Raw genomic sequence first — 20,290 nt, 5'->3', positions numbered from 1 at the left:
AGCAAGTTGTTGGCTAAAAACCTATTATAAATTTTCCCCGTTATGCACTATAGCTTTCCTGTCTTTATAGCGACATCTCATGTCGTAAGAAATGTAATTGAACCGTTATCCATACAGCATTATTTCAAAATAAAATAACCAATATGATTTGCTTAATTCTGCGGCTATAGGCAAAGTAGATAGAGTAACAGGGAGCAAATCTATGTCTTTATTAGAAAAACTCGGAATAAAACATCCTATTTTTTTGGCCCCTATGGCAGGCGTTTCGACACCTGAACTGGCAGCGGAAGTTTCAAATCAAGGTGGTCTGGGTTCGCTGGGCTTGGGAGCCAGCAGCGTAGAGTCTGCGCGCCAGCAGATTTTAAAAACTCAGGAACTTACAGATTGTCCGTTTCAGGTTAACTTTTTCTGTCATGACAGTCAGCCTCTTGATGAAAACGTAGCCCAAGCCTGGATTAACCAGTTTAAAGATAAATTTGCTGAATACGGAATTAATCCACCCACTCAATTACACTGTATTTACCCAAGTTTTAAAGACAATGATGATTTCTTGAATCTGGTTCTTGAAACCAGACCATGTGCGGTCAGCTTTCATTTTGGTATTCCTCTTCCGCACCAGATTCAGGCTCTAAAAGATGCCGGTATTCTGACGATGGTATCTGCCACCAATTTTGCTGAGGCGAAAGCCATTCAAGAGGCAGGGATTGATATCATCATTGCTCAAGGTATTGAGGCTGGAGGTCACCGGGGTATCTTTAGCACCAAGTTTGATGCCTCAGTCAAAACCTCTAATCTGGTCAAGTTAATAAAACAGCATTTTTCATTGCCAGTGGTTGCTGCAGGCGGAATCATGAATGGTGAACAAGCACGTCAGATGATGGACTTCGGCGCTGAAGCAGTACAATTAGGCACGGCATTTGTTCAGTGTAAATCTTCCAATGCCAATGACGCCTATCGTAAAGCGCTACTGTCCAAGCCGCTGACTCAAGTTAGTGCCAGCATTTCCGGCCGTCCAGCGCGTGGCATCATTAATCACTGGCATATAGACATCGACACTCCTGATCGTCTGGATGTACCTGCCTATCCATATACTTATGATCTGGCCAAGCAGTTACATGCAGCAGCGTCCAAACATGGTGATCAGGGTTATGGCGCGTTTTGGGCTGGTTCGAATGTGGCGCAAATTCGTGAGATGGAAGCTTCTGATTTAATTAATCAGTTAGTGCTGGAAATGAAACAGAAATAAAAAAAATTTATTTTTAAAATAAAAAACCTCTCCACGGAGAGGTTTTTTATATCGATTCTTTAACGAGTCATACGATGCCAAGCATCTTTGATCGCAAATTTTGCTTCTTCCCAATTCAAACGGGATTCACCTTTTACCTGTTCCCATTTGGTTCGTAATTCAGGTTCGGCATGTTCGAAGTCAGTCTGACGGTCATATAGTGGACGGTTTTCATAACCCACTCGATAAGCACCACGATAGTCACGATCATAGTCTAGGTCGCTGTAAGTAGTACGTGATTCGGTATAATACGGACGGTTGGTATGCTCATTTCTCCAGTAATCATCTTCCTGCTTAATCGTGTCCGGATGCTGATAATTATCTGCCTCTGGATGATTTTCTGGATGCTCATAGTTATCCGTTTGTTTCGGATGATCAGGTGAAGCAATATCATTCCCTGCAATACCGCCTACAACACCGCCAATGATACCGCCTACTACTGCCCCTGGAGGACCACCTACCAGACCGGCAGTCGCTCCAACTGCTGCCCCGCCTAAAGTACCTGCACTGGTAGCAAGTACATTATCCTCACCTTCATTCATATCTGGCACACGAGGATTATCTTTTTGAGGTGAATTCAAATCTGGTCGAGCACTGGCATCTGTTGCATCTTGATTTAATGCGTCACTACGTTCCTCTGGTAATTCAGTCGAGGTTTTATTGCCAAAGTCTGTAACTGGACGATTGGTATTTGTCATTATAGATCTCCCTTGATCATGAGAATGAACAAGATTGAATAAACATCTTGCCATGCTAGAAATTCAGCTTAGAGCAATTTCACGTAAACAATGTCCATATCCTGTCCAGTTTCAGTGAACTTAATATGCGGCTATGTTCACTACAGTCTTTAATGTAACGGAAGCATATAAAATTTTAGCTATAAGATAAAAAAGGTACTGTATTTACTACAGTACCTTTTGAAATAAGTAGGAAATCTATCTTTTTATTTAGTTTCTAACAGATTTACCTGATCTATTTGTACATCGCTCATGATATGTCCATGTTCCAGTAATCCATTAAAATAGTTTTCCACCACTTTATATTGATCGGCAGTGTTTTCTACTTGATACATATTTTGACGGAATTCATTACTCGAACGTAGTCCTTTAGTATACCAGGCAATATGCTTACGCGAAATACGGCAACCTGAATATTCACCATAAAATTCATAAAGCTCAGATAGATGTCCTAATAACACATCTTTCACTTCAGCAATACTTGGCGCAGCAAGATGCTCTCCAGTTTCTAAATAATGTGCAATTTCACGAAAAATCCAGGGACGGCCTTGTGCAGCACGGCCGATCATAATGGCATCTGCACCTGTATAGTCCAGTACATATTTGGCTTTCTCAGGGCTATCAATATCTCCGTTCGCAATCACGGGAATATTCAGTATTCTTTTCACTTCCTTGATTAAGGAGTACCGTGCCGTATTGAGGTACATATCTTCACGAGTACGACCATGTAATGCCAGCGCTGCAATCCCCGCGTCTTCAGCACGTTTTGCAACTCGCAGAATATTTTCATGACCGTTGAGATAGCCCAAACGGGTTTTTAAAGTAACAGGAACATCAACTGCAGCAACAACTGCATCTAAAATACGTGCAACCAGATCTTCATCCTTTAACAAGGCAGAACCGGCCAGCTTATTACAGACTTTCTTTGCTGGACATCCCATATTGATATCAACAATTTGTGCCCCATTTGCGACCTGATAGCGTGCTGCCTCAGCTAAGTCATGCGGATCAGAACCAGCTATCTGCGCTGAGATTGGTGCCAGCTCACCATCAAAATTCGCCCGATATAAGCTCTTTTTGCTCATGCGCAAGGTCTTGTCAGAAGTCATCATTTCACTGACCGCATGACCCGCACCGAAGTACTTGCATAAGGTTCTAAATGGACGATCGGTGACACCTGCCATGGGAGCGACCCAAAGTTTCTTATCTATTGACCTATCAAACAATTCTGAAATTACATTATTTTTACTCAAAATCTTTAACCTCATTTAACTTCGTTTAGTCGCTCCGTATTGACTTTTAACGCTCTTTATTTGCAACCTATTTGCACCACTACATTTTTATGGTGCAAATTCATGGGCATGGTCACTAAGCGACAAACAAAAGACGGTACAACTCGGTATAGAGCTCAGATCCGTATATAACGTCAAGGCTACCCTGAATTTAAGCAATCCAAAACGTTCAGCAAAAAATCATTGGCTGAGGAATGAATCAAACGCACGGAAGCCGAGATTGAATTGCACCCTGAAAAAATATTGAACCCTGAGATGCAACTTAAGCACAAAACCCTTAGAGAACTCATATTTCAGTATTTGGATGAAGCGGACAGTTTTGCTAGGACAAAAACAGGAGCACTACAGCATATCGCTAGTTTAGATATTTCTAACAAGGATATCTATTCCTTAACCTATGAGTACTTCTAAATGATGGGATTTTGAAAGAAAAATGATGGGATTAAAGGATTATTCTTAGGGAGTTACTAATACTCATTCACCACCAGTAATTATAAGTATGTCAAAAGTACAAATTATATTTTTATTAATTTAAAAAACCTAACATGATGGAAAACTTGTTTACATTGAAATTAATGGTTTTTTAAACCAAAATTATACTTTTTAAGGGAAAAGTAAAAAATTAAAATAGATAAATTTATATTTTGATTCTCCAGTATAGCTACAGTGGTTGATCTTTAGAGCCTTTCACATTGTTGTTGAGTTCAATAACCTCCCACGACTTTCAAAATTTTTACAAGATCAAAATATAACCAAAAAACTTTAATACTTTAAATTAATATTAACATATATAGTTAAAAAAACATAAAAAATATTATTAAAATCAAATAAATATTTATACATCCAACTTAGGAAGTAAATCGTTATAAAGTTTAATGTGGTTAAGGTTCTTCATGATTCAAGTTTCCAGTAAATTTAAGAGCAATAGCTCTATTGATAAAAAAAACAGATCAATTTGTATTAAATATGTATATTTTCCGTTTAAAATAAGTTATCAATTAATTAATAATTCTGCTATTTTTCTCAACATAATTTGCAATATTGTGATTGAGTTCATGTCTAGATTGTTTTTTTTAGTAAGTTTTAATTTTTGGGTACTTTCCTGCATAATTTGTTTAGGGTTATCAATAGTTTTTAAAGATATTTTCTTCTTGGAAATTTCAGGACTGATTGCTCTAATTGCAATTTTAACTCACCTAGAAATTAAGCTAATCAAGAAGGATCCTTTTCTTCAATAAAGTCTTTTTTTGAAGTTAATTTTTTATTTTGTTTGTAATTTATGCAATGTCCTTCATAGATATTTAATTGACAAAAAAATCAAGTATAAAAAAGCCTCCTACAGGATAATGCCAGTCAGTTAAGAAATTGACTGGCATTTTCTTGGGTATTTCAGTGGTTTACCTTTCACAACTCTTGGGCAACTTCTAACCCTCCTCTCAGGCAAAACATACCTCCTAGATTTCTCCAGTAAACTTTCTAGATGTTTGGGTAAATTCCCTGCGGAGTCTAAAGAGTCGAATCTTAATATATTAAGGATGCCGATAGATGCAATATGAAAGCTGATTCTCAAAGGACTGACTTTTGCACGTTGAGCCATATATTTCATTTGTCTTCTTAGAATATTATAAGCAATGAAGACACCCCATAATTCTTGATAAATTAAATCAGGTTGCTTGCTCCTCAAATGCTTACTTTCCTGTAAATCACTTTTGATTTCTCGGTAACACATTTCTATTTCCCAGCGCTGAGCATAAAGCTTTGCTAAGGCTAGCAGTGGATATATCTTTGAATCTATTAATGAAGTGATATAGCGTCTAATTTTTCCTGCCTGCTCAACTTCAATCAAACGCGCTTCCCAATAATCCCCTAATGTTGAATTCAGCTTCTTGGCTCTTGCTGATATTGGCATCCTGATATGAAAGTCATGCTGGGAATTACGCTTAATGATCTCATAGCGTAAATTATCTTTTGCGCGCATAAGCCAATGGCTTGCCTCTGCACGTGTTTGCCATCCTATTAGAAAATCAGCAGAAAAATAGGCTCGATCAAACAGAGTAATACTATGCGATGGAGGACATAATCGATTTGCCAGTGTAAGTTCACCTTGATCCATGCTACCTATTTGGGCATCAATGATTTCATGGGTGTTGGTATTCACCAGACAGGTTGCTCTCACTTGCGGATAAGGTGCTACCGCAGTTTTACCCTTAGATGAGCCAAAGTGTGCAAAATTCTCATCTGTATAAGGCATAGACCAAACCACCCCGTCAACAGCACATACACTAAGGCCATGAAAGTTTGAGTATTGCTGTTGGGATTCTTCAAACCAGGCTTGGCTGAGTAGAGAAAACAAGGCATTCAAGGGCTCTCGCCCTAAGCGTTGTCGTGCTTGTACTGCTGCACTGGGAACGCAATATTCTGTGGTACCAAACACAAGTTTTAGTTGCTCTACCACATACCCGATCGGTTGATCTCGAAACAGGGCAAGCCCAATCACCAGCCATACCACATGTTCGGCAGGTAATTTTCTTCTCCTGATAGAAGCCTTACCTGTTTGACGCAGGCTCTCTTCAATCCAATTTAAATCAATGAATTCACTGAAATGGCTAAGTGAAGGTAGAGAATGTTGAAGAGTACAATCTAAATTTTCAGATAAAGTCATAAAAAAATGAGCGTATTGGCATACACTCATTTTTACTACATTTTTCTAATGTCTGCTTAACTGACTGGCATTACTCCTACAGGAGGCTTTTTTATACAATTTCTAGTGTAGATTTCTTTCATAAGTCATTTTTCACTCAGCTCCAAGTTATAAATTCCAGCAATTAGATTGAATCTTAATGCTAGTCTTTTGCCTCGATTGCGATATCGCTCAGCAAGAATTTTGAAGGTTTTCAAACTGCCAAATACATGCTCAATTCCAATTCTTCTTTTATTGATTTCCTGATTATAGATTTTTAGTTCGGAATCCAGTTTACAGCGCTTCTTTGCTTTTAATGGCAACAAGCTATTTGGATACACTGTATAAATTCCCTGATAACCCTTATCCGCAAGGATAAATGCACCTGCAGGAATCTGATTCAAGTTACGTTTGAAGAGTTCGAAATCATGTACGGCACCACGACTCGTACATAAACTCAGGATTTTTTGAGTTTGATAATGAATGATGGCCTGTACTTTGAAAGTGTGGGTCTTTTTCTTGCCGCTATAGCTTTTCTTCTGTTTTTTTAGGCCTTTGGATTGGAATTTCTGTGGCATCCACGATCACAACATTCCAATCGATGCCTTCGCCCTCGGGTAAATCTTTGGGTAAATTAAACAGATTGGACCGAATCAGGCAGTCTTCAACATGACGGACAATTCTTGAGGCTGTGGGCTCTGAAACCCCGTAGCTCGTCGCAACGTGAAATAAGGTTCGGTATTCCCGCCAATAGCTTAGACAGAGCAGAACCTGGTCTTCCAGGCTTAACTTGGGCGGTCTGCCTTTGGCAGGGACATGTTTCTTCAATTGCTCAACCATTAAATCAAAGGTTGACCATGAGATGCCCGTGTATCGCTTGAACTGAGGATCAGAAAGCTTGTTTGAATCGATGTATTTCATCCGCAGATTATGCATGAATGCCAAGAAATCTGGAGTGCAAATATTAACCAAAAAGAAGATCGTTTTTTGATTTATGAAAGAGATCTATTCATCACGTACCATGCAAGGACAATAACTATTTATTAAATAGATAGAATATTGCATATTATTTTTACCATAAAGAAATTAAATACCTAAATTTAAAAGCATAAATATAACCCGAATCCTGCTTAAGCCGATGACTTCATAATTTGAATTGTTGGCTTATTTTTATGGATCAGTTGATATGCACACAAGGGCGCGTAAATCCCTCCTAGAAATCCATGAACACTACGTGCTTTGCTTGTCACTAAATTGTACTGACCTTTCAATAAACTGAATAAAGTCTCTATCTTATTGCGCTGTTTTAAGTGATATTTATCTGACTCAGAAAGTTGTATAGCCTGCATATTTTTTCGATGATAGGTAATTAAATCAATACCTTGCTTTTTCAACCTACTCTTCAGTTCTTGACTAATATAGCCACGATCTCCATACAACTTTGCTTCCATCTCTTTAACGAGTCTCTCAACCATTTTGATATCAGCCAAATGTCCATTGGATAAAGCAGAACAAGCAATTTCACCAAATTGATTCATCACAATATGTAATTTACAGCCATAAAACCAGCCCATTGAGCTTCTACCACGTGATGCAATTTGGACTAATGATTTATGGCGTTGAATACGTTGATTTTTACAAACTGGCAGAGTTGTTGAATCAATCCATAAATATTGTGTACCTTGGCCTTTCATTAGCGCCACATGTAAAGCGTGTAGAGCTAATTGATGTCTATTAATCAGATGAATCATCCGTTGGTAACAGGGTAAGCTTTTAAATAAATGATTTTTATCCTGTTTCAACCATGTGAAAAATGCTTTGAAATTAGTGAAATGAGAACATTTATACCAGATCGCGATAAAAGTGATTTCTGAGATACTCAAGTGAGCGGTTCGGACTCTGGAGAAACGACGACTTTGTTTAAGGAAATTCCAGTAGGTTGCTTCAAATTTAAGAAAGAAATCATCAATTACGCAAAATAATTCGGTACTATTAAACATCGGGACTAGAGTTTTAAGTTTTGTGTGGTAACTCAACTGATGGCTCTAGTCCTCTTATTTTTCAAGTCAATTTTTTATCCGCGATTCGGGTTAAATATATACTTTACTGAAATAAGAGATTACAAATATAAATTACTTAGATATAAAATTATTACTTTATCTTATAGTTTACATAAAATAATTAAATGAATTTTATTATTATCCATTGTAGCATTTATCACATATAATATTTACGTGATTTATCAACCATTTTAACAGGTTATTGTTAAATGAAACGTACTTTTATATTTTTTCTGCTATTTATATCTTCTATTACTAGTTTAATCACATTTAGTCTAGCTGGTTTAGCTAAAGATGTTTTTTTTCTGGAAATTGGTGTCTTATTTACCATCATTACCCTTCTAGTTTTTGCTGAGATTAAGTCATGGAAAAGTGACCCTTTCAGGGAGTAACATTAAAATTAAAGATAGGCCCATATTTAGTGGGCTTTTTTTTACAATAAATTTATTTATTAAATTCTATATCTTAGAAAAAATTTTATTTTGTAAATATGCTTCCATGGACTTTAGACATCTACGCTTGAGAAACCGACTATTAACCCCAATCAATATAGATATAAATTCATCACTTTTCTGATGGACATAGTATACTTCATCTGCCTTGTTCACTCATCTTTTCAATTTATTTACGACACCATGAACAAATATTTTGCTCAAGTTTTTTCTCTTAAGTCCATATCCATACTTGCTTTATCTATTAGCCTTGTAGGGTGTGGCAATGGTTCTTGGTGGTCAAATGATGAACCCACTCTTGAAGTTGAACATATTCGCAAAGCCATTCCAGGTCGTGTCAGCCAGCGTGAATCCTGGGCACAAGATATTTATGACATCACTGACCAGCTCGGTATTCCACAAACCAAAGAGAATATCTGTTCAATCGTGGCAGTTGTCGATCAGGAATCTAACTTTAATGCAGACCCGGTAGTTCCTGGTCTTGGTGAAAAAGCCGTTAAAGAAGTTCAGGAACGTCTGGAAGAAAAATTTAAAGATAAACTTGGTGAAAGTATCGGTGGAACAGTTGCAGGATATTTCCAGGATGTACTGAAAAACCAGCCAAGCCCAGAAGACAATTATCTCAGCCAGATGCGCCGGGTCAAAACCGAACGTCAATTAGATGAACTTTATCGTGAAATCTTTGATTACATGGCCAAGCATTATCATGTAAGTGCACTGACAGGTGCAGCCAAACTATTTGGACAAAATATTGGCGAAAAAATGAATCCGATTACAACTTTGGGTTCCATGCAGGTTCATATCAGCTATGCCAAGGAATATAAACGTCAAGGGGGCAGTATTGCTGATTTGCGTAGTGACCTGTATAGCCAGTATGGTGGACTGTATTATGGGATTCATCGATTGATGATGTACCCTGCGGATTATGAAAAACCGATTTATCGTTTTGCTGATTATAACTCTGGGATGTATTCCAGCCGTAATGCAGCATTCCAGAGCATGTTAAATAACTTAACCGATGCCGAATTGAGCCTGGATGGCGATTTACTACTATATACTAAAGATGGCGCGATTCGCTCACAAAAGAGTCAATCTGAACGAGAGCTCATCAGCGTTTTTGCAAAAAATAATTTTATTATTACTGAACGTCAGATTCGAGCGGATTTAAAAAAAGAAAAAGTTAAAGATTTTGAAGATACTATGACTTATCGTGGCATCAGTAAACTTTATCAAGAAAAAACCGGTAAAGAACCAATGTATGCAATGATGCCAGAAGTCGTGATCTCAGGCCCAAAATTGAGTCGTGAGTATAATACTAACTGGTTTGCCAGCCGTGTCGATGGTCGTTATCAAACATGCATGCGCCGCATCAAAAACATAAAACTCTAGCCTTATTTGATTTTGATGGAACCCTGTATCCTTATGACAGTTTTACAGGGTTCATTTTCTATGCTTTAAAGAAAAGGCAGATTTTAAAACGTGGCATTCGTATTCTGCCTTGGATTCAGGCTTACTATCTTAAGCTCTATCCTGCTCATGCAATGCGCCCAAAGCTGTATTACACCATGTTCAAAAATAGTCATGCGCATGAAATTCAGCAGCTTGCCGAAGAATATGCACAGCAGCTTGTTTTAAGATTAAATCCCAAGCTATTAAAGCAACTTAGACAACATCAGCAACTCGGGCATCAAATCGTTCTCGTTTCTGCTTCACTGGATTTATATTTAAAACCGGTTTGTACTTATTTAGGCATTGACCTGATTTGTAGTGAAGTAGAAATTCTGACAGGCAAAATGACAGGTTTATACAACACACCTGATTGTAGTAAGGATCAGAAGAAAAGTAGAATCTTGGAAAAATATAATTTAGAAGATTATGCTGAAATTTATGCTTATGGAAATAGCGAAGAAGATGAGGCAATGTTATGCCTTGCACAGTATGCTTATCTGGAAGGACGAGATAAAGTACTTCCACTACTTGAAATGAATTTACCCGAGTCTGAGCTTAAAATAATTAATTAAACTGAGAATAATAAAAAACCGCTATGAAAAGCGGTTTTTTATTGAAATCCATCTTACTTCTTAAACGGAAAAGCATATTTCACAATACGTTTAATTACGCTGCCATACTGTTTTACCAGACTAGCATTGTTATAGTTCAGACCATATTTTTTACATACCGCTTCTACCTTTGGCGCCATTTGACGATAACGGCGTGCAGGCACATCTGGATATAAGTGATGTTCAATCTGATGGCTTAAATGTCCAGTCAAAATATGAAACGCTTCTGAACCGGTTAAGTTTGAAGAACCACGAATCTGGCGCATATACCAGTGACCACGACTTTCATTTTCCATCACAGCTTTCGGAAACACTTCTACATCTTTGGTAAAGTGACCACAGAAAATAATACTAAAAGTCCAGATATTACGAAGGCCATTTGCCACCAGGTTACCTGTCAATACCGGTAATGCTGCAGGACCTGCAATCAATGGAAAGAATACATAATCTTTGAATAATTGCTTGCCAATTTTACGCTGCATTGGCTTCCATTCTTCAAGGGTTTGTTCTTTGGTTTTACGGCCTTTGAAGTATTTACCCAGTTCAAGGTTTTGAATAGCTACGCCCCACTGGAATAACAAGCAAAATGGAATACTGTAAATTGGCTGTAATAAATAGCCTGGTTTCCAGCGTTGCTCAGGAAATAAACGCAACAAGCCATAACCAATATCATCATCCATGCCTTTAATATTGGTATAGGTATGATGCTTGAAGTTATGGGTTTGACGCCAGTTGTCTGAAGTTCCGACAATATCCCACTCGTAGGTTTGGCCATTGAGCTTCGGATCATTCATCCAGTCATATTGACCGTGCATGACATTATGACCCAATTCCATATTTTCCATGATTTTGGCAAAGCCTAATAAGCCTGTACCCAACAACCATGCTGGCGGGAACCATCCTGCAAATAATAAGGCACGACCTGCAATTGATGAATAACGGATGCTCGAATATACGCGACGGATATATTTGGCATCTTTTTCACCTAAATCATCCAGCACTTCCTGTTTGATGGCATCAAGCTCACGTGCAAGTTCATCTAGCTCAGACTGGGTCAGTTCACGGTTTTTAGGATTTTTAAAATACTGTAATTTTACTGGCATATTCATAGGATAAAACTCGCTTATAAGTCGATGACAAGGTCAGTCTGCGCTGAGTTAACACAAATTTTTAAAAGATTACCCGGCTCGGTATTTTGTGCGCCATTGACCAGATTCTTGGTTGAACCTTCCGCTTTATTACAGGCACATTTATTACAGATGCCCATACGACAGCCATGGGTCGGTCGGATATTCTGTTGTTCCAGACTCACCAGAATCGACTGGCCTTTAGGAATCGTGACGATTTTTTTCGATTGAGTCAGGGTTACATTGACAAAACCGGTATCAGCTTCATCATTCAGACTCATGCTGAACGCTTCACTTTTGAACAGTTTCGCTGAAGCAAACAGTCGTTCTGCAGTCGCAACAAAACCTGATGGTCCACATGCATAGACTGTACTTTGTTCCAATGCTTGCAATTGGTCTAGATAAGATTCATCAAGACGCGGCGCAGCCGGTTGTTCCTGAGTTGCAAATACCTGATAAGAAAAGTTTGAAAACTTTTGTGCCAGCTCTTCAAAACGCGCAATGAAAGCAGCATCCTGGTTTTTCTTAACCCAGTACCATAAAGTTACTGGTGCAACCAGTTCAGCTTTATCTTTTAAAGCTTCCAGCATACTCAGCATTGGGGTGATACCACTACCCGCAGCAAGCAAAAGCAATGGGCTGTCCTGTTCTGGCAAAGTCATGTCACCGAAAGGCTGACCGAATTCAATGATATCGCCGACTTCAGCCTGTTCAGCAAACCAGGTAGTAACTTTACCCGCATTCACTTTTTTAACCGTCAATAAAATATGCTGCTGATCAATACGGGTCAGACTATAGCTACGTTCATAACGAATGCCGTTCACCACCACAAATACAGGATGATGCTGGCCCGCCTGACCGAACTGGAATAAATGATTGACACGAATCGTCAGGCTCAGCATATCCTGCGCAGCATGTTCTTTGCGCACAATCTTGCCTAAGGGCTGATTCATTGACCATAAAGGATTTAATTTCTGCATCCAGAAATTAATCGCATATGGATCAATCACACTCTCTTTCAGCGTATTTAATGGCGTTTTAAGCTTTTCGAGTACAGGCATCGTTTTAGACATCACCTTGGATTTTTAATTATTATACACTTGTATATATATTTGTATATACATTTGTATTGTTTCTAATCATTTCACAAGCTGGACTGCCTTCGTTATAATGTGTTAATGCCTTTTACTAATCACCTCATGAATGAGCCTTCAATGAAAATAAGCAGTGACGCGTCTTTACCATCGAAAAGCATTGATGAGCCCATTATTGTCCGTAGTGTGGGCCGTAAAGCGACCATTACCAAGGAAGAACTGTTCCAGGCTGCTTTAAACCTGATCGGACCACAAAAAAGTATTTCATCTTTAAGCTTGCGTGAAGTTGCTCGTGAGGCTGGAATTGCTCCGAACAGTTTTTATCGTCATTTTAAAGATATCGATGAACTGGCGATTGAGCTGATTGATCGTGCCGGGATTGTGCTGCGTCAGATTCTCAATGAATCTCGTCTAAAAGCATCGAAACAGAACAGTATTATTCGTAGCTCTGTTGAGGTCTTTATTGCCCAGCTGGATGCTGATGAAGGTAATTTAAGCCTGTTATTACGTGAAGGTTATACCGGTTCAAAATCTTATAAACAGGCAGTCGAACGCCAATTGAATTATTTTCAGCAGGAGCTTCAGGAAGATTTGATCCGCCTGGAACGTCTAAATAATAAAAAATTATTTCATCCCGAGATTGCGGCCAGAGCGATTACCCAACTGGTATTTAATATGGGTGCCAATGTGATCGATATGGCACCTGAAGACCGTAAGGAAATTGCGGAACAGACCATGATCATGATTCGCATGATTCTGGAAGGTGCCCGTCATCTGGATCAATCTCAGATCCGTTAAGCCAGCTGTAAAAAAAGACTCTTAGTGAGTCTTTTTTATTACCAAGATTAAAGCTTATTCAATCTGGCTTTAACATGGTTTGCCGTCATTTCCGGATGCTCTAGTGGAAACATATGTCCGCCCGGCACCACCGAATAATGAATTTGGTAAACCTTATGCATGCCTTGTGGTAAACCTTGCTGATAAAACTGGCTGCGCTCTGCTGTGATTAAATGTATCGGAACCTGGGGTGGTTTTCTTGGTGTACGCCACCACCAAGCCGGTACAGTCCGGAAAATTTCTGCCTCAATCTGTTTGGGAATGGCTAAAGTTACCCCTCCACGCTCTTGATCAGGCACAATCCCGCTTTCGATATAATCCTGAAAACATTGCTCATCAAAATGCTTAAACAGACGATTCGATCTCAGCGCTTCAACGGCGTCCTGTTTAGATGGCCAGTAATCTTTACGTTTTAGGGTAATACCTGCCGGAGTGAAACGGTCAATACTTTTTAAGTTGAGCTTTTTCACCACTTCAAACAGTGCACTGTTTTTACCAATCACGAAAGGTGGATCCATGATCACCAGTTTGGAAAATAAATCCGGACGTTGATAGGCTGCCATTAAAGTTATCAAACCACCAAATGAATGTCCCAGCCCAATCACCTTTTGATCCGGAGATTGCTGCTGGATATCCTGTATCACTTCATTTACTAGATAACGCCAGTCTTTAGTAATTGGATAGGCTGGATTCATCCCGATCAGCGGAATTGCCTTGACCTGATATTCATCCTGAAAATAATTTAAAAACTTGCGATAGCTTGCCGATGGAATGCCATTGGCATGAGTAAAATGCAAAACCTGTTTCATTATTTTCTTTGATCATTTCTTTATAAAGTCTGAAAGAAGCTTAATATTGAAATGCAAAATTCTACAGAACCAAATTCATCAATCTATGACCTTTAAGTCACTATGAACTCATGTCTGGATATAGATGATTATTTTTTGGAAATAGTCAGGTTTTGCATCGGCAAAAAAGTGGCTCCACAACTGGCTTTATCTCCAGCAATGATTACAGCCCTGCCTTTGACTATTGTAGATAAATCACTAGCAATAGCTGTCACGGTAGTTTGACACTTGGGACAGTAATGCTTCATGCCATTCAGATGCACCGCCATGCCATTAATTAAAAAAGAGTTTTCACATTCAGTGACCATACCGCCATGGCTGGTTTTCGCGCCAATAGTGATCAATGCTTTGGACATGATATTTTATTTCTTATTCTTAGAGGTGCTGATTTTAAACAATACAGAAAATATCAGCTAGCACAGCCCGACCAAAAGCTCAATCATGACTTTAATTCCAGCCATAAAAAAGCAGCCCGAAAGCTGCTTTCATAATTCATTAGATCTTATGGCTTAACCACGACCATTACTTGAATCGCTTCAGGTGTTACAGATAAACCTTCTAACAAACTCAAGCCTTCTTTTTGCAGCTTCTGTAAACGTGCGATTTCATCTTCACGGATACTTGGGTTGAACTGTTTCAGGTAAGTCAGACGGTCAATTTCATACTGCCATTTATTGCCATACGCTTCTTTAGCCTGCTGCCTGAAGTTTGGCAATGCTGAACGAGCTAATTCCAATGCCTGTTGATAACGCGCTTCAATCACTTCACGGCGTGCTTTCACCACCTGACGGCAGCTATTGCCATCTAAATGATGTAGATATGGTTTCAGGATTTCAGGCGCAATCTTCTGAGACAGATCCTGACCTTTTTCACTCAGCAATACACGGATCAGCTGCTGTGGCAAGCTTGACGGTAAGTTCAGTGCTTTTGGTGCAACCACATCAACCTTGAACCACACTTCCATCAATACAGAACCTTGTGGCAATGCTGCAGACTTTAAGACCGCAACGTTGGTACTACCAAAGCCCTGAGTATTGATCATTTCCATCACGCTTTCAGTGAATGGATGCTCTAAAGTTAGATATTGAGCATCTTCACGGATCTGAGCCTGGTCACGATAGAAGGTGGCTGTCATACCCTCTTCATCCAGGGTCAAACCTTGTACCTGCATCTGATCCGTTGGCTTGATGATCACCGTACCATTGCTTTGCTCATCAAAGTCGATATTGGTCGATGCCATAAAACGCTTCATGAACATTGGCAAGGTGGTATTGTCATCATAGTCTTCAAGCGCATTAACAATTTCCTGTGCCACGACGGGGCGGCAAGAATTGTACTCAAGCAGACGGTCACGACCTTCCTGCAACTCGGCTTCAAGCGCTTCACGTTGTACGCTAACTTCTTCCAGCAGATCTTCAAATTCCTGACCTTTATCTGCCAGCAAGCAATCTTTCAGGGCAACAATAAAGTTTTCTTGCAGCGTTTGCGCCGTTGGAGAAATGTTGCTGAAAATATTCAGCGCTTCGTTATACCAACGGAACATACGCTCCTGCGCAGTACCCACCAGATAAGGCACATGAATCTGGATACGGTTTTCCTGACCGATACGATCCAGACGACCAATACGCTGTTCCAAAACATCCGGATTGGCCGGTAAGTCAAACAGGATCAAGTCTGATGCAAACTGAAAGTTACGGCCTTCTGAACCGATTTCAGAACATAACAGAATCTGTGCACCATAAGATTCTTCAGCAAAATAAGCTGCTGCCTGGTCACGTTCCAAAAGACTCATGCCTTCATGGAACATGGCAGTACGGATACCTGCATGCAGACGTAATACATTTTCCAGTGCTTCAACCACTGGACCACTACGGGCAATCAGTAATACTTTTTTGTGTTTCAGATCAGTACGCAGCTTTTCCATCAACCACATTACACGCGGATCGGTTTCCATCCACGAGCCATCAAGTTGAGATTCTTCCGGCCACATCTGTTCACGTAGTTTGCCATCTTTAGACCAGTTTTCTGGCGCTGGCAATGGTGCTGGCTGACAGTCACGACCCGGGAAGCCCTGAATCGCTTCACGTGTGTTACGAAACAGGATACGACCCGTACCATGACGGTCTAGCAATTCATGAATGGCACGGAAACGTTGATCTGGGGTATCTTCAATCGCATGACCAAGCAGGCTTTCAATCGCAGTGAAATGCTCAGCTTCCAGTGGAAGGTCTGACATCAGTACTTCAGCGATTTTAGCGGTATGCTGATATTGCTCTTCTTCATCTAGGAAACGATCCAATGAACTGAAACGTTGCGGATCAAGTAAACGTAGACGTGCAAAGTGAGATTCTACACCGAGCTGTTCTGGTGTTGCAGTCAATAACAATACGCCCGGTGTTTTCTCTGCCAGCTCTTCGATCAGATCATAACGGTCATTGCCGCCTTCTTCCTCAGACCACATCAGGTGATGCGCTTCATCGACAACCAACAGGTCAAAGCCCGCTTCAATCGCCTGTTCGCGTAGATCTTCGTGATCCACCATCAAGTCCACAGAAGCAATAATGCGCTGTTCGGTCAGGAATGGATTTAGTTCAGGATCATGCTCTTTGATCGATGCAGTACGAGCCAAATCAAATAGGGAGAATTCAAGATTGAAACGACGGCGCATCTCAATCATCCACTGATATTGCAGTGAATCCGGGACCAAGATCAGAATACGTTCAGAACGGCCAGTTTTAAGTTGCTGATGAATGATCAGACCTGCTTCGATGGTTTTACCCAAGCCTACTTCATCGGCCAGTAAAACACGCGGCGCGAAACGCTGACCGACTTCATGTGCGATATACAACTGGTGTGGAATCAGACCCACACGCGAACCGACCAAACCACGCAATGGACTGGTTTGCATATTGGCTTGCATCAGCAAGGCTTCAATACGCAGGTCATACCACTCTTTATAGTCAATCTGGCTAGCCAGTAAACGATCTAAAGGTTTAGACAACTGGATCGTTGCACCTACACGGGTTTCATTTAAAGCTTTACGTTCTTCTGTACCATCTTCAAGAGTACGAACCACGTGATAACGCACTACACCATTGCGGTCTTCAACTGACTCAACGGTCCAGATCGTACCTTCCTGATCTTGCAGTTCGTCATTCGCATTAAATACGATACGAGATAAGGGTGCGTTACTGCGAGCATAGACGCGAGTTTCATCGCTTTTTGGGAATAAAATGCTGACCGATCGCTCATCAACATCAATGAGAACCCCTAAACCGAGTTCTGTTTCAGTATCTGATAACCAACGTTGACCAATAGCAAATTGCTGCAATTTTTCCACCTTTATCTTAAGTACAAGATTATGAATATCAGGCTCAATCACGAAACGTCATTTGAGCAAAATTTCACACCTTCAAGCAATGTATTTTGACATAAAGCCCACTAAAAAGTGAGCATAATTCACGTCGATTAAACAAGTATTTCCTAGAATTCAGCCGGACAATTAAATTCAACTAACTGTTGTGTTTTAGGATGATAAAAACTTAAACGCTCAGCATGTAAGCACAGACGTGGACTAAGCTGTTGCTGCTTTGGCGTCGCATACAAGGTATCGCCAATAATCGGATGTCCGAGATATTGCATATGTACACGGAGCTGATGTGAACGACCAGTAATCGGAGTCAGTTTCACCCGAGTCACTGCTTGCCCCTGAATTTCAAAATGTTCGATGGCCAGCCATTCTGTAATTGCCGGCTTATTATGATTCGGTTCAGCAATATGCAGTGGTGGACGGCTTGGATCATAAATGACAGGCACATCAACTGTACCCTTGCCTTCTAATGTTCCAGCCACGATGGCCTGATAGGTTTTATCGGTTTGGCGTTCCTGGAACTGGCGAGAAATGGATTTTTGCCCTTCTCGGCTTAAAGCAAATACTAAGATACCGGAAGTGTCTCGATCCAGACGATGGATCAGTAAAGTTTTAGGTTCTAATTTGATGAGGCGATTGATCAGGCAATCTTGTAAATCTTCTGTTTTACCGGGCACTGTGAGTAAGCCTGCAGGCTTATGGATGACCATAAAATCTTCATCACGATGTATCAGATGTTCGGTTAGAAAATTACTCAAAGTTCAATCCCACGCTGATCGCGAAAAACAAGGCGGCCATAATAGAAAGCTTGAGTGATAATTACAATGCGCATTTATGTAAATGGCGATGAAATTTCCGATTATTTTAAGAAAATTACCCAATTACCGATTATCGACGTGCAGATTGCATTACAAAGCTCGCTAGATCATGTAATGACGGGTGTTCCAGCACATCTTCATAACGCAGCTCAGCACCATGCGCACGCCATGTGCCAACCAGACTCACTACCGCAACCAAGTCCAGTCCATACTGTTTTAAGTCAGCATAAGGATCAATTTCCAGCGCATCCATATCCAGCTGTTCAGCTACTGCTAACATAATACCTTTGATTGACAACACATATTCTGACGGCGCACTTAAGTTCCACAATCGGGTCAGACTATAGCTATTCATATGATGCAAAGCTTGTGCCGATATATTCTCAATCCACTGGATATGCTGTTCCTGATTAGGCATCAAAATTGCATCATTAATTATGCAAATTTGTTCTGTCACACTTTGCAGATGTGGCAGGATTTGTTTCAGCATCGGTGTAATTTGTCCGGCGAAAATCAGTTGTGGATGAGTTGAAGCATATTCTCCAAGTTGCTGCATACCCTGCATTAAATCATCACCGTACAGGTCGACAATGGGAATATCGAGTGCTTTGGCTTTGTTGCTGATTTGAATCAGGTTGTGCATAAGCACACTGTCTTGAATGCCCTGTATCATGCGTAGATTTTGTAAGCCTACAAGAACTAAAACAGATTGTGCTGATGCCAATTGCCATTTGGCTTGAGATGGTGCGAGTTGGATTTTTTTAGGCATTGGGTACAGCATAGAATTCTCTTTGGGCTTAAGACAGTCAGCATTTATGGTGAGGGTATATGCTAACTGAGTTTGAAAGGTACTCAATACTTAAAAAGTCAGCAGGATAAGATTTAAACAAAGTAAAAAGGACTTATATCTACACTCAGCCATTATAGTAGTTATATGCAAACTGATAAGATGAATTTTAAACCAAACCTTTGATTTTATATGGTTATGTTATTATTAATTTTATAAAAGATTAATAAAAAATAACAATGAAAGCATTAATAACAGTTGGTTGTAAAACTGATCATGGCGGAATCATTACTCTTGGCGATCCTTCTTTTTTGGTAGCTGGGAAAGCAGTGCATTTGGATGGAATGGTACATTATTGTCCTAAATGTAATGTCCTATCCAAAGCACTTGCTTCTAATCGGGGTTTTATGGTTGTGCTCGGTAGAAGTATTGTTGCAGTAGGAGACAGGTCAACTTGTGGTTCAAAATTCCTGAAAATTTCTGATTTGGCTGTCATGAATAATGGTATGTTCTCAAGTAAAAGTGATCAATCAACACCCTATATAGCTGATAAATATATTGAAGAAAAAAAAGTAAAGACTATCAATAATATTTATTGGAGCTATGGAGACAATTTTATTCTTTTAGAAAAAAAGTCCAGATTTTTTGATGACTTAAATTTGCATATTGAAACTTCTGGTTATGCACAAGGCGATATTATTACTATCGAAATAAAACCAGAACCTTCCGAAATAAACGCATTTAACCCTTTTACTATTTCACTTGATATTGATGCTGAAGGTAAGGGGCTACTTAAAAATATTTTTCAAGGAAAAACAATAATAATTGATACGGAATACTAAA

The 20,290-nt window shown here is 39.7% G+C and carries 18 protein-coding genes and 1 pseudogene; 6 read left to right on the top strand and 13 right to left on the bottom strand.

All coding sequences use genetic code 11. The features are described 5' to 3' along the window. Positions 1-202: 202 nt before the first annotated feature. Entirely contained in the window at positions 203-1,246 is a 1,044-nt protein-coding gene (locus O4M77_RS06090; RefSeq protein WP_180018679.1) for an NAD(P)H-dependent flavin oxidoreductase, read from the top strand. Positions 1,247-1,305: 59 nt separating this feature from the next. Here the strand turns inward: O4M77_RS06090 and O4M77_RS06085 are convergent, their stop codons facing one another. Then, complete coding sequence (locus O4M77_RS06085; RefSeq protein WP_180016640.1) at positions 1,306-1,983, bottom strand: hypothetical protein; 678 nt, start codon at positions 1,981-1,983, stop codon at positions 1,306-1,308. A gap of 245 nt (positions 1,984-2,228) precedes the next feature. After that, positions 2,229-3,206 carry a tRNA dihydrouridine synthase DusB gene (dusB, locus tag O4M77_RS06080; RefSeq protein WP_323714026.1) on the bottom strand — a complete coding sequence of 326 codons (978 nt, stop codon included), beginning with the start codon at positions 3,204-3,206 and terminating at the stop codon, positions 2,229-2,231. A gap of 171 nt (positions 3,207-3,377) precedes the next feature. Here dusB and O4M77_RS06075 point away from each other — a divergent pair. Then, positions 3,378-3,722, top strand: a pseudogene (locus tag O4M77_RS06075) (site-specific integrase); the annotation flags it as partial. A gap of 949 nt (positions 3,723-4,671) precedes the next feature. On the opposite strand, the gene O4M77_RS06070 reads toward O4M77_RS06075, so the two are convergent. From O4M77_RS06070 to O4M77_RS06055, 4 genes are all read right to left on the bottom strand, one after another. Beyond that, complete coding sequence (locus O4M77_RS06070) at positions 4,672-5,976, bottom strand: IS4 family transposase (protein ID WP_159124039.1); 1,305 nt, start codon at positions 5,974-5,976, stop codon at positions 4,672-4,674. Positions 5,977-6,101: 125 nt separating this feature from the next. Beyond that, entirely contained in the window at positions 6,102-6,572 is a 471-nt protein-coding gene (locus O4M77_RS06065; protein WP_039254797.1) for an IS5/IS1182 family transposase, read from the bottom strand. Beyond that, complete coding sequence (locus tag O4M77_RS06060) at positions 6,520-6,915, bottom strand: transposase family protein (RefSeq protein ID WP_079281082.1); 396 nt, start codon at positions 6,913-6,915, stop codon at positions 6,520-6,522. The genes O4M77_RS06065 and O4M77_RS06060 overlap by 53 nt, the downstream gene beginning before the upstream one ends. A 209-nt stretch (positions 6,916-7,124) precedes the next feature. Further along, the gene (locus O4M77_RS06055; RefSeq protein WP_302699799.1) at positions 7,125-7,994 is read right to left on the bottom strand and encodes an IS982 family transposase; all 870 of its coding nucleotides are present in this window, start codon (positions 7,992-7,994) and stop codon (positions 7,125-7,127) included. A gap of 695 nt (positions 7,995-8,689) precedes the next feature. Here O4M77_RS06055 and O4M77_RS06050 point away from each other — a divergent pair. After that, positions 8,690-9,895 (top strand): DUF1615 domain-containing protein, encoded by a 1,206-nt coding sequence (locus O4M77_RS06050; RefSeq protein WP_323714025.1) that lies wholly within the window; start codon positions 8,690-8,692, stop codon positions 9,893-9,895. Next, positions 9,862-10,527 (top strand): HAD family hydrolase, encoded by a 666-nt coding sequence (locus O4M77_RS06045; RefSeq protein ID WP_323714024.1) that lies wholly within the window; start codon positions 9,862-9,864, stop codon positions 10,525-10,527. The genes O4M77_RS06050 and O4M77_RS06045 overlap by 34 nt, the downstream gene beginning before the upstream one ends. Positions 10,528-10,580: 53 nt before the next feature. On the opposite strand, the gene O4M77_RS06040 is transcribed toward O4M77_RS06045, so the two are convergent. Both O4M77_RS06040 and O4M77_RS06035 read right to left on the bottom strand, forming a co-directional pair. Next, the gene (locus tag O4M77_RS06040) at positions 10,581-11,675 is read right to left on the bottom strand and encodes a fatty acid desaturase family protein (protein WP_004786314.1); all 1,095 of its coding nucleotides are present in this window, start codon (positions 11,673-11,675) and stop codon (positions 10,581-10,583) included. A 14-nt stretch (positions 11,676-11,689) separates the two neighbouring features. Beyond that, complete coding sequence (locus tag O4M77_RS06035; RefSeq protein WP_125279328.1) at positions 11,690-12,754, bottom strand: ferredoxin reductase; 1,065 nt, start codon at positions 12,752-12,754, stop codon at positions 11,690-11,692. Positions 12,755-12,907: 153 nt separating this feature from the next. Here O4M77_RS06035 and fabR point away from each other — a divergent pair, with 153 nt between their 5' ends. Next, on the top strand, positions 12,908-13,585 hold the full coding sequence (fabR, locus tag O4M77_RS06030) for an HTH-type transcriptional repressor FabR (protein WP_004786319.1): 678 nt from the start codon (positions 12,908-12,910) through the stop codon (positions 13,583-13,585). A 47-nt stretch (positions 13,586-13,632) separates the two neighbouring features. Here fabR and O4M77_RS06025 read toward each other — a convergent pair whose 3' ends face one another. From O4M77_RS06025 to O4M77_RS06005, 5 genes are all read right to left on the bottom strand, one after another. Next, positions 13,633-14,433, bottom strand: coding sequence for an alpha/beta fold hydrolase (locus O4M77_RS06025; RefSeq protein ID WP_004786322.1), 801 nt, complete (start codon positions 14,431-14,433; stop codon positions 13,633-13,635). A 128-nt stretch (positions 14,434-14,561) separates the two neighbouring features. After that, positions 14,562-14,828 carry a PAAR domain-containing protein gene (locus tag O4M77_RS06020; RefSeq protein WP_004786323.1) on the bottom strand — a complete coding sequence of 89 codons (267 nt, stop codon included), beginning with the start codon at positions 14,826-14,828 and terminating at the stop codon, positions 14,562-14,564. Between the two features lie 146 nt (positions 14,829-14,974). Beyond that, positions 14,975-17,812, bottom strand: coding sequence for an RNA polymerase-associated protein RapA (rapA, locus tag O4M77_RS06015; RefSeq protein WP_323714023.1), 2,838 nt, complete (start codon positions 17,810-17,812; stop codon positions 14,975-14,977). A 143-nt stretch (positions 17,813-17,955) separates the two neighbouring features. Next, entirely contained in the window at positions 17,956-18,600 is a 645-nt protein-coding gene (locus tag O4M77_RS06010) for an RluA family pseudouridine synthase (RefSeq protein ID WP_166135116.1), read from the bottom strand. 130 nt (positions 18,601-18,730) lie between these two features. Continuing rightward, positions 18,731-19,441 carry a phosphopantetheine-binding protein gene (locus O4M77_RS06005; RefSeq protein ID WP_323714022.1) on the bottom strand — a complete coding sequence of 237 codons (711 nt, stop codon included), beginning with the start codon at positions 19,439-19,441 and terminating at the stop codon, positions 18,731-18,733. A 245-nt stretch (positions 19,442-19,686) separates the two neighbouring features. On the opposite strand from O4M77_RS06005, the gene O4M77_RS06000 reads away from it, so the two are divergent. Then, complete coding sequence (locus O4M77_RS06000) at positions 19,687-20,289, top strand: PAAR domain-containing protein (protein ID WP_180104812.1); 603 nt, start codon at positions 19,687-19,689, stop codon at positions 20,287-20,289. Position 20,290: the final 1 nt, after the last annotated feature.

This window comes from Acinetobacter sp. YWS30-1 (assembly GCF_033558715.1).
Taxonomy (GTDB): domain Bacteria; phylum Pseudomonadota; class Gammaproteobacteria; order Pseudomonadales; family Moraxellaceae; genus Acinetobacter.
This window is presented reverse-complemented; position numbering and strand designations above follow the sequence as displayed.

Excerpts from the sequence above, each read along its gene's own strand:
- O4M77_RS06045 (WP_323714024.1), top strand. The coding sequence starts at position 9,862 with ATGCATGCGCCGCATCAAAAACATAAAACTCTAGCCTTATTTGATTTT.
- fabR (WP_004786319.1), top strand. The coding sequence starts at position 12,908 with ATGAAAATAAGCAGTGACGCGTCTTTACCATCGAAAAGCATTGATGAG.
- O4M77_RS06060 (WP_079281082.1), bottom strand. The coding sequence starts at position 6,915 with ATGAAATACATCGATTCAAACAAGCTTTCTGATCCTCAGTTCAAGCGA.
- O4M77_RS06055 (WP_302699799.1), bottom strand. The coding sequence starts at position 7,994 with ATGTTTAATAGTACCGAATTATTTTGCGTAATTGATGATTTCTTTCTT.
- O4M77_RS06090 (WP_180018679.1), top strand. The coding sequence starts at position 203 with ATGTCTTTATTAGAAAAACTCGGAATAAAACATCCTATTTTTTTGGCC.
- O4M77_RS06005 (WP_323714022.1), bottom strand. The coding sequence starts at position 19,441 with ATGCTGTACCCAATGCCTAAAAAAATCCAACTCGCACCATCTCAAGCC.
- O4M77_RS06085 (WP_180016640.1), bottom strand. The coding sequence starts at position 1,983 with ATGACAAATACCAATCGTCCAGTTACAGACTTTGGCAATAAAACCTCG.
- O4M77_RS06035 (WP_125279328.1), bottom strand. The coding sequence starts at position 12,754 with ATGCCTGTACTCGAAAAGCTTAAAACGCCATTAAATACGCTGAAAGAG.
- dusB (WP_323714026.1), bottom strand. The coding sequence starts at position 3,206 with ATGGCAGGTGTCACCGATCGTCCATTTAGAACCTTATGCAAGTACTTC.
- O4M77_RS06040 (WP_004786314.1), bottom strand. The coding sequence starts at position 11,675 with ATGAATATGCCAGTAAAATTACAGTATTTTAAAAATCCTAAAAACCGT.
- O4M77_RS06000 (WP_180104812.1), top strand. The coding sequence starts at position 19,687 with ATGAAAGCATTAATAACAGTTGGTTGTAAAACTGATCATGGCGGAATC.
- O4M77_RS06020 (WP_004786323.1), bottom strand. The coding sequence starts at position 14,828 with ATGTCCAAAGCATTGATCACTATTGGCGCGAAAACCAGCCATGGCGGT.
- O4M77_RS06070 (WP_159124039.1), bottom strand. The coding sequence starts at position 5,976 with ATGACTTTATCTGAAAATTTAGATTGTACTCTTCAACATTCTCTACCT.
- O4M77_RS06025 (WP_004786322.1), bottom strand. The coding sequence starts at position 14,433 with ATGAAACAGGTTTTGCATTTTACTCATGCCAATGGCATTCCATCGGCA.
- O4M77_RS06050 (WP_323714025.1), top strand. The coding sequence starts at position 8,690 with ATGAACAAATATTTTGCTCAAGTTTTTTCTCTTAAGTCCATATCCATA.
- O4M77_RS06065 (WP_039254797.1), bottom strand. The coding sequence starts at position 6,572 with ATGCCACAGAAATTCCAATCCAAAGGCCTAAAAAAACAGAAGAAAAGC.